The organism is Ruegeria sp. BG9, assembly GCF_056538305.1.
Map to the genome: position 1 here is coordinate 237,303 of NZ_JBQFSY010000003.1, position 15,254 is coordinate 252,556.

16 protein-coding genes and 1 tRNA gene are annotated in these 15,254 nt (G+C 58.6%); 7 read left to right on the forward strand and 10 right to left on the reverse strand.

Features of this window, described 5'->3' with window-relative positions; translation table 11 throughout:
• Nucleotides 1-4 precede the first annotated feature (4 nt).
• The 3 genes from ACR0I8_RS07030 to ACR0I8_RS07040 form a co-directional block, all read right to left on the reverse strand.
• A complete protein-coding gene (locus ACR0I8_RS07030; RefSeq protein ID WP_170689924.1) occupies nt 5-1,201 on the reverse strand; it encodes a UbiH/UbiF family hydroxylase in 1,197 nt (398 codons plus the stop codon).
• A gap of 73 nt (nt 1,202-1,274) precedes the next feature.
• Entirely contained in the window at nt 1,275-1,523 is a 249-nt protein-coding gene (locus ACR0I8_RS07035; RefSeq protein WP_170689926.1) for a hypothetical protein, read from the reverse strand.
• An 86-nt stretch (nt 1,524-1,609) separates the two neighbouring features.
• Nucleotides 1,610-2,254: a pyrimidine 5'-nucleotidase gene (locus ACR0I8_RS07040; protein WP_170470036.1), complete on the reverse strand. Its 645-nt coding sequence runs from the start codon at nt 2,252-2,254 to the stop codon at nt 1,610-1,612.
• Between the two features lie 100 nt (nt 2,255-2,354).
• Between ACR0I8_RS07040 and ACR0I8_RS07045 the strand changes: the two genes are divergently transcribed.
• Entirely contained in the window at nt 2,355-3,002 is a 648-nt protein-coding gene (locus ACR0I8_RS07045; RefSeq protein WP_170470033.1) for a GntR family transcriptional regulator, read from the forward strand.
• Between the two features lie 96 nt (nt 3,003-3,098).
• Here ACR0I8_RS07045 and ACR0I8_RS07050 read toward each other — a convergent pair whose 3' ends face one another.
• Both ACR0I8_RS07050 and carA read right to left on the reverse strand, forming a co-directional pair.
• The gene (locus ACR0I8_RS07050) at nt 3,099-4,982 is read right to left on the reverse strand and encodes a glycosyltransferase (protein ID WP_170689928.1); all 1,884 of its coding nucleotides are present in this window, start codon (nt 4,980-4,982) and stop codon (nt 3,099-3,101) included.
• A 95-nt stretch (nt 4,983-5,077) separates the two neighbouring features.
• Entirely contained in the window at nt 5,078-6,244 is a 1,167-nt protein-coding gene (gene carA / locus ACR0I8_RS07055; protein WP_170551492.1) for a glutamine-hydrolyzing carbamoyl-phosphate synthase small subunit, read from the reverse strand.
• Between the two features lie 182 nt (nt 6,245-6,426).
• On the opposite strand from carA, the gene ACR0I8_RS07060 reads away from it, so the two are divergent.
• Nucleotides 6,427-6,912, forward strand: coding sequence for a GatB/YqeY domain-containing protein (locus tag ACR0I8_RS07060; protein ID WP_170551479.1), 486 nt, complete (start codon nt 6,427-6,429; stop codon nt 6,910-6,912).
• Between the two features lie 10 nt (nt 6,913-6,922).
• Here the strand turns inward: ACR0I8_RS07060 and ACR0I8_RS07065 are convergent, their stop codons facing one another.
• The 3 genes from ACR0I8_RS07065 to ctaD form a co-directional block, all read right to left on the reverse strand.
• A complete protein-coding gene (locus ACR0I8_RS07065) occupies nt 6,923-7,414 on the reverse strand; it encodes a DUF2244 domain-containing protein (protein WP_170689929.1) in 492 nt (163 codons plus the stop codon).
• Nucleotides 7,415-7,458: 44 nt separating this feature from the next.
• Complete coding sequence (locus ACR0I8_RS07070; RefSeq protein ID WP_170689931.1) at nt 7,459-8,058, reverse strand: DsbA family protein; 600 nt, start codon at nt 8,056-8,058, stop codon at nt 7,459-7,461.
• Between the two features lie 146 nt (nt 8,059-8,204).
• Nucleotides 8,205-9,863 carry a cytochrome c oxidase subunit I gene (ctaD, locus tag ACR0I8_RS07075; protein WP_170376446.1) on the reverse strand — a complete coding sequence of 553 codons (1,659 nt, stop codon included), beginning with the start codon at nt 9,861-9,863 and terminating at the stop codon, nt 8,205-8,207.
• 307 nt (nt 9,864-10,170) lie between these two features.
• Here ctaD and ACR0I8_RS07080 point away from each other — a divergent pair, with 307 nt between their 5' ends.
• Nucleotides 10,171-10,593 carry an HIT family protein gene (locus ACR0I8_RS07080; protein ID WP_170689932.1) on the forward strand — a complete coding sequence of 141 codons (423 nt, stop codon included), beginning with the start codon at nt 10,171-10,173 and terminating at the stop codon, nt 10,591-10,593.
• A 665-nt stretch (nt 10,594-11,258) separates the two neighbouring features.
• Here ACR0I8_RS07080 and ACR0I8_RS07085 read toward each other — a convergent pair.
• Nucleotides 11,259-11,345: transfer RNA gene (locus tag ACR0I8_RS07085), tRNA-Leu, on the reverse strand.
• A 130-nt stretch (nt 11,346-11,475) separates the two neighbouring features.
• Here ACR0I8_RS07085 and ACR0I8_RS07090 point away from each other — a divergent pair.
• Nucleotides 11,476-12,135 (forward strand): DsbA family oxidoreductase, encoded by a 660-nt coding sequence (locus tag ACR0I8_RS07090; protein WP_170689934.1) that lies wholly within the window; start codon nt 11,476-11,478, stop codon nt 12,133-12,135.
• Nucleotides 12,136-12,174: 39 nt separating this feature from the next.
• Nucleotides 12,175-12,831 (forward strand): lipoyl(octanoyl) transferase LipB, encoded by a 657-nt coding sequence (gene lipB, locus ACR0I8_RS07095; protein WP_170689936.1) that lies wholly within the window; start codon nt 12,175-12,177, stop codon nt 12,829-12,831.
• Here lipB and ACR0I8_RS07100 read toward each other — a convergent pair.
• A complete protein-coding gene (locus tag ACR0I8_RS07100; protein ID WP_170689938.1) occupies nt 12,828-13,136 on the reverse strand; it encodes a DUF6476 family protein in 309 nt (102 codons plus the stop codon). The genes lipB and ACR0I8_RS07100 overlap by 4 nt on opposite strands.
• Between ACR0I8_RS07100 and ACR0I8_RS07105 the strand changes: the two genes are divergently transcribed.
• Together ACR0I8_RS07105 and rpoH are read left to right on the forward strand one after the other, a co-directional pair.
• A complete protein-coding gene (locus tag ACR0I8_RS07105; protein ID WP_170689940.1) occupies nt 13,135-14,169 on the forward strand; it encodes an RluA family pseudouridine synthase in 1,035 nt (344 codons plus the stop codon). The genes ACR0I8_RS07100 and ACR0I8_RS07105 overlap by 2 nt on opposite strands.
• A 145-nt stretch (nt 14,170-14,314) precedes the next feature.
• Nucleotides 14,315-15,211, forward strand: coding sequence for an RNA polymerase sigma factor RpoH (rpoH, locus tag ACR0I8_RS07110; protein WP_170469987.1), 897 nt, complete (start codon nt 14,315-14,317; stop codon nt 15,209-15,211).
• The last annotated feature ends 43 nt before the right edge of the window (nt 15,212-15,254 follow it).

Sequence of the window (15,254 nt, forward strand, 5' to 3'; positions counted from 1 at the left end):
GGCCTCAGCGCATGCCAAGGCCCATCTGCATCAACGTTTTGCGCACCGGCGCCAAGGAATAAAGTGCGTTGAGGCCCATGGCGCGTGCATCCCTCAGGGGCCGCGCCTCAAGCATTGAGGTGCGGTTCAGAAGGTCGATCCCCTTCACCCGCAGCTCGATCTCGGTATGGCGGGCTTTGTGGTAGGCCTCAAGCATCTGTGCATCGCCCAGAGTGTCGGGCCGGGCCTGTGCAAGGTCCAGCAGGGTTCGCAGATCGCCCAGAGACATGTTTAGACCCTGCGCGCCGATGGGCGGCACGACATGGGCGGCTTCGGCCATCAGGGCAATACGTTCACCCGACAACCGCTCAGCCGATTGGCTGATGATCGGCCAGATCGTGCGGCGTGAGGCCAGCTTCAAAGGTCCAAACAACCCGCAGGAGCGTTCTGTCATCGCGGCCTCAAAAGCATCTGCGTAGAGGTTCAGCAACTCGACCGCGCGCGGACCGCGCTCCATCCAGACAATGGCCGACGATGGCTGACCCTGCCAATCGGGCAAGGGCACCAAGGTGAATGGCCCGCCAGAACGGTGGATCTCGGTCGAGACATTCTCATGCGCGATTGGGTGTGTCACCGCAAAGGCCAGGGCCTTTTGACCGTAACGCGTGGTGTGAACGGAAATCTCGGCGGCTTCGCGCATCGGTGAGTTGCGACCGTCTGCGGCGATCACCAGCTTGCAGCGGATACGGCTGCCGTCGCTCAGCCCTACTCGGGCCTCGGCGGTGCGGGTGAACAGGCTGACCGTTGCGGTGCCGGGGCGGAAATCGACATTGGGCAGTTCCGACAGGCGCGCGACCATCTCGCGCCGCAGCAGCCAGTTGGGCAGGTTCCAGCCAAAAGGTTGTTCGGAAATGTCCGAGGCGTTGAAGTCCCGCACGACGCGCGGTTCGGGAACGTCGCCGCCCGCGTCAACGATCCGCATCACTTGCAGTGGTGCGGCGTGGTTGTCCAGCCGGTCCCACACTCCGCATTGTTCCAGCAAAATGCGGGAGGGTTGCAGAAACGCTGTGGTCCGCAGGTCAGAGCCATCCACGTCGCGTTCGGTGATCGGCGGTGTCGGGTCCACGCACACCACGTTGAACCCAGCGGCGCCAAATGCGGCGGCAGCGGTCAGGCCGGCGATGCCACCGCCGGAAATCAGGATGTCACAGCTGTCAGTCATGGCGCATTCTCCGTTCCCGGCAAAACCTAGTTTGGTTCATGCCTCTGCGCCAAGCGACATCCTGTCCCGCGTGTTAGCCCCGCGAAATCAGGATGAGGACCAGAAACATGACCGGAACCATCATCAGTGCAGGGATGTATAGGCCCGGCAGGCCAAACAGCAATGCTGAACAGCCCCACATGCTGACAATCGCAACAGCGGTATAGCCCAGATCCTCGGGGCGGCCATCGGCCACGTCGCGGGCCATCCAGCCAAAGAGGGGAATTGCAAAAAGCAGGCGCTGCCAAATCGGCAGGCGGTGCGGCATCATTGTCGCGGTCATCAGGGTCTCCGTTCTGTTCGTCGCAGACCGGCATATAGGGATGATTTTGCAGCTGCAGAATATACAGATCGTCGCAGTGTGACAGCCTATCGCAGGCGGGCAAGGAAGGCGGTCAGATCGTCGGTGTGGTGGTGGATATGATCGGCATCATGCGGGTCGGGTGCGACGTGAACCGTGCGCATTCCCATCTCATGCGGGGCAGCCAGATTGCGCGGATCGTCTTCGAACATCGCAGCCGTTTCCGCTGTGATCCCGTCTTGTGTAAAGATTGCCTCGAACGCGGCCTTTTCAGGTTTAGGCCGATATCCGGCATGCTCGACCCCGTAGATGGCATCAAACAGACCGGTCAGCCCACGCGCTTCAAGGACACGCTCGGCATAAGGCGCGCTGCCATTGGTGTAGACGATGCGGCGACCGGGCAGGGCGCGGATATGGTCAGCCAGTTCGGCGTCCGGGTCCATATGGCTCAGGTCGACTTGGTGAACTGCGTGCAAGTAGGGGGCGGGGTCCAGATCATACTCGGCCATCAAACCCGCCAGCGTGGTTCCGTATTCGCGCCAGTAGTGCCCCCGCAGCCGATCAGCCTCAGCCCGGTCGACGCCGATGGCTTGCACGACGTAATCCGTCATCAACACCTCGATCTGATCGAACAGGCGCATCTGTGGCGGGTAGAGGGTGTTGTCCAGATCGAACACCCATTGCGTGACGTGGCTGAAGGACGGTTTGACCATGCCTACGGTGTAGGGCGCTGGGGGCAGGTTTTCAATGCCGCACTTGATTGCAGACGGTTAGGACGGATAGACAGGTCCGAACGAGGAGACCAATCGCCCCATGCCCCAGTCCAGACACCCCAGCAAAGACGCGTATACGCTTATACTCGACGCCATTGATGTCGGTATCTACAAGCCCGGAGATCGTCTTGTCGAAAGCGAATTGGCCGAACGGTTCGGCGTATCCCGCACCCCCATTCGCGAGGCGCTGCAACGTCTGGAAACGCAGTCTCTGTTGGAGCGGGACGGGCGGTCGCTGATCGTGGCCTCCCTGAACCACAACCAAATGGCCGAACTTTACATCGTGCGGCGCGAGTTGGAGGGGTTGGCCGCAAGCCTCGCGGCCAAACATGCGACCGAGGAAGAAATTCGCGTGTTGCAGGAGATGGTCGCCGAGGATGACGCGTTGGTCGATGATCCGGCGGCGCTGTCGCGGGCGAATCGACGTTTTCACGAGCAGATCCATTTGGCCTCACACAACCGCTATCTGGTGCAGCAACTGGACCTTGTGCATCGGACCATGGCGTTGATGGCGACCACATCTCTGGCGGCGCAAGGGCGTAGTGAAATCGCGCAGAGCGAACACAAGGGCATCGTCGAAGCCATCGCTGCGCGGGATGAAGAGGGCGCAGCGAAGGCCCTGAAAGAGCATATCTCGGTCGCGTTCATGACCCGTTTGAAGCAGGATGCGATCCGGCGTGACGGCTAAAGCGTTTTGCGTTTTATCTGAGGTAAAGCTATCGAAATGCGCGTTCGATGATAGGGAGAGGCAGCGTATTTCGATTCAAATCAAACGCAAAGCGATCTAGGCGTCCTGCGGCGGCAGGTCCTCGGAGGCCTGCCCGTGTTGGGTTTTGTCCCAGAAGAACGGTTTGGCGGCCAGTTCCCACAATGCTTTGTAGGCCGCCACGACCCCGAGCGGGAAATAGAGGATCATCGTAGGGACCCAGGGTAGCAGGAACCGTCGCTCTTTCGCCCAGACGGCGATGACGCCGATGATGAAATTCAACGCTTCTGCGGCCAGAAACAGCCAGATCAGGGTTTTGAATGTCTGCATCGGGATCACTAGCAGGAACGGGTTGCTCAGCCCCAGCGTGGTCAGCCAGAACATCCACAGGACGGGGGCCAGTAAAAACTGCCCGACCGTACCCATGAAAAACGCCTGAATGCCGATGAATTTCAGCGGCCCCAGATCCCACAGCAGTCGAAACGGCGCGCGCATATGGACAAGGTAGGTGACCATGAAGCCTTTGAGCCAGCGCGAGCGTTGCTTGACCCACGGCCAGGCGCGAAAGTTGGCCTCCTCAAATGTGGTAGTGTTCACGATCTCGGTCCGGTAGCCGGCGCGGCAGAGGCGAACGCCCAGATCGGCATCCTCGGTTACGTTGTGGGCGTCCCATCCGCCAAGCTCCAGCAGCTTGTCGCGGCGAAAGAAGAAGGTTGTGCCGCCCAGAGGGATCACGAAACCCAGCCTAGCGATCCCCGGAAGAATAACCCGAAACCAGCTGTTATACTCGATGGTAAAGCAGCGAGAGCGCCAGTTGGTGCGCGGGTTGTAGTAATCAAGCGCGCCTTGCAAGCAGACGACTTCGGGCGCGGCCTGCGTGAAGTGTTCAACGACCCGCTCAATTTGGTCGGGTTGGGGGGCATCTTCGGCATCCCAGACGCCCAGAATATCGCCCCGACAGAAATCCAAAGCATAGTTCATGGCGCGGGGCTTAGTGGTCAGGCCGTTCAGCTCGGGCACTTCGATGGTTCGGATCCAACTGGGCAACTCAACCTTTGACAGCGTGTCCCTCGTGACATCGTCCTTTTCCTCAAGCACCAAAATCACGTCCAACAGCGCTTTGGGGTAGGTCAGGCGCTGAAGTCGCCGGATCAACGCGCCTGCGATCTCACGCTCTTTGTACAAAGGCACCATGATCGACACGCAGGGTTGTCGCAGAGCGGTCACCGGCGAGGAGGGGGCGGGCTGCGGGCGCAGGTTTTGGTGGGCAAAAGCCAAGAGGCCTAAGAACCGCATGATCATGAACAACAGCAGCGACACCACAGCCGCCGTCGCCAGAACAGCCATTCCCGTCAGCGGAAACGAAACGAAAGCCAGCAGCGCCAGCACCACAATGCTCGCGCTGCGGGTCCGGCTCCAGGCGGTCCAGGTGCGGCAGCTTTGATCCTCGGTCACGCGGGCCTCGGCATTTTGGGCCAACTGGTCCGAGAAGATCTGCGCAATCGAGCGGTCGATCTGATCGGCAGCGGCGACAACCGGAACGATGGTCAAATCGCCGCCCGCCATTTCGGCCGATACCGTGGCAAAGCGATCCGGGCGCGCGGTGGCGACAAATAGAAACGGACCGATCCGTAGCCAAGGGATCACATTGTGGCGAAGCCAGAACTCCATGGGTTTGAGAGCGCTTAGCTCAGCAGAAGGCGGGGTCTGCACCAGATCGGCGATCTGCAGGTTGGTTTGCGCGGACAAAGCGGCCAGAACGTCTTTGCGGCTGGCCCAGCGCTCACTCACCAGAATTTCTCCGAGAGGAGCGTTCTGGCGGGCCTGAAGGTCCAACGCGTGATCCAGTTGGTCCTGCTTGATCACCCCGGCATCAACCAGACACGCCCCTAAGGGTTTGCGAAGCTCAGGCGACGGGATCGGATGTGTTGCAGAGATTTGTTGTGCGTTCAAATCAACCATAGAAGAAAAAACCCCGACGCCTTTTGTTGGCGTCAGGGTTGAACGACTAAGGTTAACGCACGGTTAACTCTGATAAACACGCGGAAATCTGGTGTTCATGCCTGTGCTTTTGTATCCGCCATCGCTCTGGCAAAACGTTCGAACAGGTAGAAACTATCCTGCGGTCCGGGGGAGGCCTCGGGGTGGTATTGCACCGAGTACACCGGGCGGTCTGTCATGCGGATGCCGCAGTTGGAGCCGTCAAACAACGAACGGTGCGTTTCAACCACCCCGTCGGGCAGCGACTGCGCATCGACCGCAAAGCCGTGGTTCATCGAGGTGATTTCGACCTTGCCGGTTTCCAGATCCTTGACCGGGTGGTTCGCGCCATGGTGGCCGTGGTTCATCTTGACGGTCTGTCCGCCAAGCGCCAAGGCCAGCATCTGGTGACCGAGGCAAATGCCGAACACCGGCAGCTTGGTGGTGTCGAGGATCTCCTTGATCATCGGTACGGCATATTCGCCTGTGGCCGCCGGGTCGCCAGGGCCGTTGGACAGGAAGACGCCATCAGGCTCATGGGCCAGAACTTCGGCGGCTGTGGCAGTTGCGGGCAGAACGGTCACGTCACATCCGGCCGACGCCAGGCAGCGCAGGATGTTGCGCTTTGCGCCGAAATCAAGGGCGACAACCTTGTGTGCAGGGGCCTCTTGGCGCTGGTAGCCGTCAGGCCAGGCCCAACGCATCTCATCCCAGCGGTAGCTTTGGGCGCAGGTGACGTCCTTCGCGAGGTCCATCCCTTCAAGCCCCGCAAAGCCGCGCGCGGCAGAAACCAGAGCTTCGATATCGAAGTTGCCCTCTGGGTCGTGGGCCAATGCGACGTGCGGCGCACCCTGCTGGCGGATCGCGCGGGTCAGGCGGCGGGTGTCTACGCCACCGATCGCGATACGGCCACGACGCTCCAACCATCCCTTCAACTCTTCGGCCGAGCGCCAGTTTGACGGCTCGGTCGGGTCCCATTTGACGACCATGCCCGCAGCCACCGGATCGCCGGTTTCGTCGTCTTCAGGGTTCACGCCGACATTGCCGATATGCGGGAAAGTGAAAGTGACAATCTGCCCGGCATAGGAGGGGTCGGTCATGATCTCTTGATAACCGGTCATGGCAGTGTTGAAGCACAGCTCGGCCACGGTCTGTCCGGTGGCGCCGAAGCCCATTCCGTAGAACAAAGTTCCGTCGGCCAAAGCCAGACATGCGGTGGGCTTGGACGGGGCGTTCTGGGCCATGGCACAACTCTCCTGCAGGTAAATCGGCGCATACCTAAGGGGGTTATACGTTCGGGTCAAGTCTGATCATTTTTTAGGCTATCTTTGTGTTTCAATAGGTTAGCGGTATTCACCCCCTGTTGTGTCACGCTTTTTGTTTGGATATGTTCGGGGTTCCTTTGTCATGGGGATGGACAAACCATATGGACATGCGATCACGGGTGAATGCCGCTCTGAAGCAAGCGATGAAAGACAAGGCGGCTGAGAGGCTGTCGACTCTGCGGTTGATTAATGCTGCGATCAAGGATCGCGATATCGCCGCGCGCGGCTCGCAAAACGAAGAGGCCAAGGGCTGCGGTGACGCCGAGGTTCTTGAAATTCTTGGTAAAATGACCAAGCAGCGCAAGGAAAGCGCCCGCGCCTATGAAGAGGGCGGACGTCTGGATCTGGCGGAACGGGAATTGCTGGAAGTCTCGGTGATCGAGGAATTCCTGCCCAAGCAGCTGGATGAAGATGAGGTCTCGAAAGCAATTCAGACCGCTATCACTGCGACCGGGGCGGGCTCGATCCGCGATATGGGCAAAGTGATGGGCGAGTTGAAGACGCGATACACCGGGCAGATGGATTTCGGCAAGGTCGGTCCGATGGTCAAAGACCATCTGTGTACCGCCTCGAACGGCGACTGCTGAGGCTGAACCTCTACTGCGCGGCCGGTCCGCGCAGTTTTGCTATCAGGTCGTCATAGAGGGTGATCCGCTCATCCTCGGACAGAAACGCGCCAATCTCGACCTCGCGACCAGCTCCGATCAGGGTCACGTAGTGCGGCACTGGCCCACCGGTTTCGTGCATCTCGGGGCGGGCCCAATACCTGTTGCAAGACCATTCCTGCTGCTGTTTTCCCGGTGACTGATGGATCAGACGCGCCTGTGAGCCGCTGAGGGTCAGAACCTCGACCGCGCTGCGCGCTCGGTAGTTCGTCTGGATCGCGAGCCACAGGCCCAGAACTGTCAGCAACAGGAAGGGCAGCAACCCCCACAAGACTACCGATCCCAGCATGGCCAGAACGGGAATAAGACCGAAGGTGAAAACCGACAGAATCACAATCATCGCGCCGCGCGGAGGCAATGAGTTATGCGGCCAGAGGCGCAATTCCTGTTCTGTGTCCGAGGTATGATTCCATTGATAGGGCATAGTGGAAAACTAGCGCAAAGTTATGTGCTGTCTAAGGTTAAAGATCACACGACGTGGCCAACTCGGACCCAAGATAAAGCATCGTCCAATCTGTCATCGCCCCAGAAAACCTCGCCCCTTACGACAAGGCTAGGTGCGCCAAAAACCCCGAGGCGTTTTGCTTGTTCGGTTTCAGCCTCTAGCGCCGCGACGGCATCGGGGCTGCGCGCGCGAGAAAGGACAAGGCGGGGATCTTGTTGGCACCGCAAAAGGGCCTCGGACAGAGCAGTCTCACTGCCTGCTTCGACGCCGTCTTCAAACCAGATCCGATAGAGGTTCTGGGTGAAATCCTTGCCCCAACCCTCACTCATCCCGAGTAGGGCGATCTGATTGGCCACAGGCAGGTCCGAAATGGGGTAGGGCGCGGGCAGCTTGGCATGGATGTGATACTTGGCCGCCCGGCGTTCGATATCACGCCACATATATGCAGATTTCACCGGCTTACCTGCAAAGGGCACGTTCTGCTGTTCGGACATCACGCTGCGCACGTTGAACGGGCGCCAACGCACTGAGGCGTCGTTATCAGTGCACCAATCATCAAGGCGCATGATCGTCAGAAAGCTGTATGTGCTTCCGATCGAATACCAAAAGTCAATTTCGGGCATCTGGACCCTCCCCGGATCGCCGGATGAGTTTCCCTTACCAGAATAGCCTATTTTGCCCGTTCTGGCGATGTGTTGTTCCAAAAGGTAAATGCGCAAAGAAAAACCCCGCCGGGATGGCGGGGTTTTCTTGGTTTCTCAGCCGGGGCTTAGTGCGCGTGGCCTTTGTCCCAGTCTTCCTGCTTTGGCAGCTGCTCGAACGTGTGCTCGGGCGGCGGCGTCGGCAGGGTCCATTCCAGCGTATCCGCGTACTCGTTCCACGGGTTCGGACGTGTTTCCTTTGCGCCGCGGAAGAGGGCGTAGAACACTATGCCGAAGAACAGCAGGAACGAAGCGAAGGACACGAATGCACCGATCGACGACACGAAGTTCCACTGAGCGAATGCCTCAGGGTAGTCGATATAGCGGCGCGGCATGCCCTGACGGCCCAGAAAGTGCTGCGGGAAGAAGGTCAGGTTCGCGCCGATGAAGAACATCCAGAAGTGGATCTTGCCCCAGAACTCGGAATACTGGCGGCCTGTCATCTTCGAGAAGTAGAAGTAGACGCCAGCGAAGATCGCAAAGACGGCACCCAAGCTCATCACATAGTGGAAGTGTGCCACTACGTAGTAGGTGTCGTGATAGGCACGGTCGATACCAGCCTGCGACAGAACCACACCGGTCACACCGCCAACGGTGAACAGGAACAGGAAGCCGAAGGCGAACAGCATCGGTGTCTTGAACTCGATCGAGCCGCCCCACATGGTCGCGATCCACGAGAAGACCTTAACACCAGTCGGAACCGCAATGACCATAGTGGCCAGCATGAAATAGGCCTGCTGACGCAGCGACATGCCAACGGTGTACATGTGGTGCGCCCATACGACGAAGCCCAGAACACCGATCGCGATGATTGCCCAGACCATCGGCAGGTAACCGAAGATCGGCTTGCGCGCGAAGGTCGCGATCACGTGGCTGATGATGCCGAAACCGGGCAGGATCACGATGTACACTTCCGGGTGGCCGAAGAACCACAGGATGTGCTGATACAGGATCGGGTCACCGCCACCGGCTGGATCAAAGAAGGTGAAGCCGAAGTTGCGGTCCATCAGCAGCATGGTGATTGCGCCTGCCAGAACCGGCAGCGACAGCAGAATCAGCCACGAAGTGACAAAGATCGACCAGCTGAACAGCGGCACCTTGAACAGGGTCATGCCCGGGGCACGCATGTTCAGGAAGGTTGTGATCATGTTGATCGCGCCCAGAATCGATGACGCCCCCGAGACGTGAACGGCGAAGATCGCAAGGTCCATGGACATGCCGCCCTCGGTCGTGGACAACGGCGGGTAAAGAACCCAGCCCACGCCTGAACCCAACTGGTCGTTACCGCCGGGGCTGAGCAGCGAGGCCACACCCAGAGAGGTACCAGCGACGTACAGCCAGAAGGACAAGTTGTTCATCCGCGGGAACGCCATATCCGGCGCACCGATCTGCAACGGCATGAAATAGTTGCCAAATCCGCCGAACAGGGCAGGGATGACAACGAAGAACATCATCAGAACACCGTGATAGGTGATCATCACGTTCCACAGATGGCCGTTAGGTGTACATGGATCGGCCATGAAGCCTTCCAGGCACATGTACTGAACACCGGGGTGCATCAGCTCAAGCCGCATGTAAACGGTCATCGCCACCGAGATGAACCCGGCGATAGCCGAGAAGATCAGGTAGAGAATCCCGATGTCCTTGTGGTTGGTCGACATGAACCAGCGCTGAAAGAACGAGCGCTCGTCTTCATGATCGTGGCCATGAATGGCTGCGTCTGCCATTTTAGGTGCCTCCTGTTGCAACTACGCCGCGCAACCAGACCTCTCCGGTGCGCGGGATTACTGCTGGTTTTAGATTGCGTTGAGGTTGCCTTCAATGGCCGAGTTTGATCTGGATCAAGAATAATTGTCGCGGGCAGAGCGCTGCGCCGCGAATTCAGATCATCGATGGGTCGAATCTGGCTATTTCATCCCAGCTTTCAAGAGGTCACGCAGGTTCGTCAGCCTGAATCGGCCGAGTTCCGCCTTGACCGACGCACGTTCGAACCGCAGAACTTCTTTGAACACATTGCAAATTCAGAGGCCCGACATGTCAGCATATGATCCGGACAATATTTTCGCCAAAATCCTGCGCGGCGAAATCCCCTCGACCCGCGTATACGAAGATGATGAGACGCTGGCATTCATGGACATCATGCCTCGTGCCGATGGTCATCTGCTGGTCATCCCGAAAACCCCGTGCCGCAATGTGCTGGACGCCACGCCCGAGCAGTTGAATGCCGTTATGGCGACCGTTCAGAAACTGGCCCGCGCTGCCAAGCAGGCGTTCGACGCCGGTGGGGTGACCATTCAGCAATTCAACGAAGCCGCAGGCGGCCAGGAGGTCTTCCACCTGCATTTCCACATTCTGCCCCGACATGAAGGTGAACCCCTGCGCGCACCCGGCAAGATGGGAGATTTCGAAGCGATCGCTAGACACGCCGAGCAAATCAAGGCTGTGCTCCAGGCTTAGAGCATTCGGGTATTGGGCTGCCCTAGGCGCCTGAAACATAGCTCGGAACGAAATTGCCGTTCCGATTTGGGGTCGGAACGGCAGACTCGTACCCATACACTTCACGGGTCACCGGAGCAGATCCGGGTTACCGGTTAACATACCACTCACTCAAGACTGGTAGGACAATGCTACTCTGTAACCGGGCGAATGTATGCCGGTTTAGTGAAATTTGGTTAAGCTTTTACTTAAATGGCCACAATTGCTGTCGAATATTGCAGGGTTGAAATGGCCTATGGCTGCAGCTTGGAAACAGAGGGGCGCGTGCGTAGGGATTGTACGTGGATTTAGGCGCCTCACCGATTCGATCGAGGCATTTGATGCGCTAGGCTCAGGACGCATAGCCAATAGGAAAAGCGTGGGACGAACGCGGTTGCGGACAGGAATGCCTTCGGGCGCTAGTCCTACATTAACGCCACGCGCCGCCGGTCCTTCAGTCCGCCAAACAAGATCGCGTATCTAGGTGCCTTGAACAACCTGCTTGGCGCTCAAGTCGTTTTGCTATGCAACAGTAGGAAAGCTAAGGCGCGGCAATGGTGATCCGTCAAAGACGGACGCAAAGCTACTTTTCAGTTGCAAAGAATAGTCGCGGCATTGAGGGGAAACAGCCAAGCTATTGTTTTTGTTGGTGCGGTCGAGAAGACTCGAACTTCCACGGGAGTTACCCCACAGCGACCTCAACGCTGCGCGTCTACCAATTCCGCCACGACCGCACTGCCAATGACTTGGTAGCGCGGCGTATAGACCCTTGGAACCCGGATGTGAAGAGGCAAAAGCGCGTTGGTTTAAATTCAGCACCAGCATTCATATCTGTATCAGCCAACCACCCTGAAGGAGCCCCCGATGACCACCCCGGATACCCGCCCCGTTGTTCAGATTGATGTTGTCTCTGATGTCGTATGCCCTTGGTGTATCGTCGGCTTCAAACAGCTTGATCAGGCGTTGCAACAGCAAAACGTACTCGCGCGGCTCAGGTGGCATCCGTTCGAGCTGAACCCGCAGATGCCAGCCGAAGGGCAGAACCTGCGCGAACACATCATGGAGAAATACGGCAGCACCGCCGAACAAAGCGCACAGGCGCGCGAGAGGTTGACCTCGATTGGGGCAGAGCTTGGTTTTGCTTTCAATTTCACCGACGACAGCCGCATGGTGAATACGTTCCAGGCGCATCAGTTGTTGGACTGGGCCGAGGGGCAGGGGCGGCAGCATCCCTTGAAGCTTGCGCTTTTCGAAGCATATTTCACGGATCAAAAGGATGTTTCTGACATCGATGTACTGACAGACGCGGCTGAGGCGGCCGGGTTGGACCCGCAAGCCGCGCGGGCGGCTTTGGCATCCGGGGATCATCAGGCCTCGGTGCGGGAGAAACAGCAATTCTGGACCAGTCGCGGCATTTCCGGCGTACCCTCGATGGTATTTGCCGGGAAATACCTGACCACAGGGGCGCAAGGGGTCGAGACGTACGCCAATGTCCTCAAGCAATGTCTGGAAGAGGCCGCGTGACCTCTTTCCCCCAACCGACCGGCACGGTATGAGGCAAGCATGGAATGGAAGATCTCAGACGGGCTGACCGACTACCAAGAGGCCGTCGCCTTTATGGAGGCACGCGTAGCGGCTATTGCTGCAGGCGAGGCCGAGGAATGCGTTTGGCTGCTCGAACACCCACCTCTTTACACGGCGGGTACATCTGCGCGACCAGAGGATTTGACCGACCCAGACCGGTTCCCTGTCTATGAAAGCAAGCGTGGCGGGGAATACACCTATCACGGCCCCGGTCAGCGCGTCGCCTATGTCATGATTGATCTGAATAAACGGGGCCGTGATGTGCGCCTGTTTGTAAAGCAGCTCGAGTCCTGGGTGATCGCCGCATTGGATGAGTTCAACGTCAAAGGCGAGATTCGCGACGGGCGCGTTGGCGTGTGGGTGCAGCGAGACGACAAACCGCTGACAATTACCGGACAACCCGCGGAAGACAAGATCGCCGCTATCGGCCTGCGCCTGCGCAAATGGGTCAGCTTTCACGGCATCTCGATCAATGTTGAGCCTGACTTGGACCATTTCTCGGGCATTGTGCCCTGCGGCATTCGGGAGCACGGCGTGACATCGCTGGTTGACTTGGGGTTGCCGGTGACCATGGCAGATGTGGATACTGCCCTGCAAAAGACCTTTGCGGAAGTCTTCGAACAAGCCGACGCCTAGGGCTCCAGCACTATCTCTTGCCGTAGTTTCGCAGTGGTTTTGTCGAAGATCAGGATGCGGTTGTCGTCAGTGACGACGCCATACCAGTTGTTCCCGATCGTTACCGCTTGTGCTTTGGCTCCATCCGGCAGTTCGATCTGATCGGGCAGGGTTGGGGGCCGGTCCGATAGCCGGATGACAATCAGTGCGAATGTCACTAGAACCCCGCCAATCATCACCGCGGTCAGCAACATGACCATGCGTCGAAGCAGCCTCAGCTGCGGCGTTTCCTGCGGTTCTTCTTGTGGTTCGGAAGGGACAGTCATGGGCACCCGACAGGTTGAGTTTCAGATCGCGGCCGCTCCGCCGCCTCGCCTTGATAAGGCGCTTTCGCGGGATGTGCCAGCCGAGGAAAACCTGTCACGCACTCGTTTAGCCCGTTTGATCGAAGAGGGCTCGGTTCTGGTCGAGGGCGCTGAGGTGCGCGATCCAAAGGCCAAGGTGGCGGAAGGAGCCATGGTGATCATCACGGTTGCCGAGGCCGAAGACAGCCATATCGGCCCCGAGGATATCCCGCTGGACGTGGTCTTCGAGGATGACGACCTGATTGTGGTGAACAAACCCGCCGGGATGGTCGTGCATCCTGCGCCGGGCTCGCCGAGTGGAACGCTCGTGAATGCGCTGCTTCATCATTGCGGGGCAGACTTGTCCGGGGTCGGCGGGGTCAAACGACCCGGCATTGTCCACCGGATCGACAAGGAAACCAGTGGGCTTCTAGTGGTCGCCAAGTCGGATGCAGCTCACCAAGGGCTTGCGGCGCAATTCGAGGCGCATAGTGTTGAACGCTATTACCGGGCGGTTTGCTACGGGGTGCCCGATGCCAATGACCCGCGCTTGCGGGGTGTCAAAGGCGTCAGTTTCGAGCCGGGCAATATCATGCGCCTGACCACTCAGCTTGCCCGACACAAGACCGACCGTCAGAAACAGGCGGTTTTGTTTCACGGAGGGCGGCACGCGGTGACGCGGGCGCGTGTGGTTGAAACATTTGGTGCCCCGGCAGGGCTCGCGCTAATCGAATGCTGGCTGGAAACAGGGCGCACCCATCAGATTCGCGTGCACATGGCCCATGCAGGCCATGGTCTGGTCGGTGATCCGGTTTATGGCGGCAAACGTAAATTGGCGGCCAAAGTGTTCAGTGCGGCAACTTCTGAGGCCGTACGCGCCTTTCCGCGTCAGGCGTTACATGCCGCCGTATTGGGCTTTGAACACCCGGTAACAGGCGAAAACCTTCGATTTGAAGCTGATCTGCCGCGGGACATGCAGGACCTGATTGAAACGCTGCGCACCCCCTTGTCATAATACGCAAACTCTTGTGAGTAAGAGTTTCTTAGCTTTCCTTTACCCAAGCTTAATTTCAAACTGTTAACGGTACCTCTTGAAAGGGATGGGTTCCTTACCCATATCGTATGTTAAAGAGCTAAACATTTGTCGGAGGGACATCAAAATGGCAAATTACGCAAATCTCCCCGCGCCGACGCCTGAGGGCGGACTGAACCGCTATATGCAGGAAATTCGCAAGTTTCCTCTGCTGGAGCCGGAAGAAGAATACATGCTGGCCAAGCGCTGGGTCGAAGAGCAGGACACCGAGTCCGCTCATAAAATGGTCACGTCGCATCTGCGCCTGGCGGCCAAGATTGCCATGGGCTATCGCGGCTACGGTCTGCCGCAGGCCGAGGTTATTTCCGAGGCCAATGTGGGCCTGATGCAGGCGGTCAAACGGTTCGACCCGGAAAAGGGCTTCCGTCTGGCGACCTATGCAATGTGGTGGATTCGCGCCTCGATCCAGGAATACATCCTGCGGTCTTGGTCGCTGGTGAAGCTGGGCACAACCTCGGCGCAGAAAAAGCTGTTCTTCAACCTGCGCAAGGCCAAGGCCCGTATCGGTGCGTTGGAAGAGGGCGACCTGCGCCCCGAAAACGTCACTCAGATCGCCAATGATCTTGGCGTGACCGAGGAAGAGGTCATCAGCATGAACCGCCGCATGTCGGGCGGCGATGCCTCGCTGAACGCGACCGTCGGGTCCGAGGGCGAAGGCACCATGCAATGGCAGGACTGGCTTGAGGATGAAGACGCCGATCAGGCGGGCGACTACGAAGCCCGTGATGAACTGGACGCCCGGCGTGAGCTGCTGGCAGCCTCCCTTGAGGTGCTGAATGACCGCGAGAAGGACATCCTGACCCAGCGCCGTTTGATGGATCAGCCGGTGACTTTGGAAGAGCTCAGCACGCAATATAATGTGAGCCGCGAGCGTATTCGTCAGATTGAGGTCCGCGCTTTTGAGAAACTTCAAAAGAAAATGCGCGATTTAGCCCGCGAGAAGGGTATGTTAACTACCCGCTAGATCCAAGGATCGCACAGCCCGCAGATACCTGCGGGCTGTTTTT

What these genes read in the sequence shown, in the direction of transcription:
- ACR0I8_RS07030 (WP_170689924.1), bottom strand. Translation starts at nt 1,201, where the DNA reads ATGACTGACAGCTGTGACATCCTGATTTCCGGCGGTGGCATCGCCGGC.
- ACR0I8_RS07035 (WP_170689926.1), bottom strand. Translation starts at nt 1,523, where the DNA reads ATGACCGCGACAATGATGCCGCACCGCCTGCCGATTTGGCAGCGCCTG.
- ACR0I8_RS07040 (WP_170470036.1), bottom strand. Translation starts at nt 2,254, where the DNA reads ATGGTCAAACCGTCCTTCAGCCACGTCACGCAATGGGTGTTCGATCTG.
- ACR0I8_RS07045 (WP_170470033.1), top strand. Translation starts at nt 2,355, where the DNA reads ATGCCCCAGTCCAGACACCCCAGCAAAGACGCGTATACGCTTATACTC.
- ACR0I8_RS07050 (WP_170689928.1), bottom strand. Translation starts at nt 4,982, where the DNA reads ATGGTTGATTTGAACGCACAACAAATCTCTGCAACACATCCGATCCCG.
- carA (WP_170551492.1), bottom strand. Translation starts at nt 6,244, where the DNA reads ATGGCCCAGAACGCCCCGTCCAAGCCCACCGCATGTCTGGCTTTGGCC.
- ACR0I8_RS07060 (WP_170551479.1), top strand. Translation starts at nt 6,427, where the DNA reads ATGGACATGCGATCACGGGTGAATGCCGCTCTGAAGCAAGCGATGAAA.
- ACR0I8_RS07065 (WP_170689929.1), bottom strand. Translation starts at nt 7,414, where the DNA reads ATGCCCTATCAATGGAATCATACCTCGGACACAGAACAGGAATTGCGC.
- ACR0I8_RS07070 (WP_170689931.1), bottom strand. Translation starts at nt 8,058, where the DNA reads ATGCCCGAAATTGACTTTTGGTATTCGATCGGAAGCACATACAGCTTT.
- ctaD (WP_170376446.1), bottom strand. Translation starts at nt 9,863, where the DNA reads ATGGCAGACGCAGCCATTCATGGCCACGATCATGAAGACGAGCGCTCG.
- ACR0I8_RS07080 (WP_170689932.1), top strand. Translation starts at nt 10,171, where the DNA reads ATGTCAGCATATGATCCGGACAATATTTTCGCCAAAATCCTGCGCGGC.
- ACR0I8_RS07090 (WP_170689934.1), top strand. Translation starts at nt 11,476, where the DNA reads ATGACCACCCCGGATACCCGCCCCGTTGTTCAGATTGATGTTGTCTCT.
- lipB (WP_170689936.1), top strand. Translation starts at nt 12,175, where the DNA reads ATGGAATGGAAGATCTCAGACGGGCTGACCGACTACCAAGAGGCCGTC.
- ACR0I8_RS07105 (WP_170689940.1), top strand. Translation starts at nt 13,135, where the DNA reads ATGGGCACCCGACAGGTTGAGTTTCAGATCGCGGCCGCTCCGCCGCCT.
- ACR0I8_RS07100 (WP_170689938.1), bottom strand. Translation starts at nt 13,136, where the DNA reads ATGACTGTCCCTTCCGAACCACAAGAAGAACCGCAGGAAACGCCGCAG.
- rpoH (WP_170469987.1), top strand. Translation starts at nt 14,315, where the DNA reads ATGGCAAATTACGCAAATCTCCCCGCGCCGACGCCTGAGGGCGGACTG.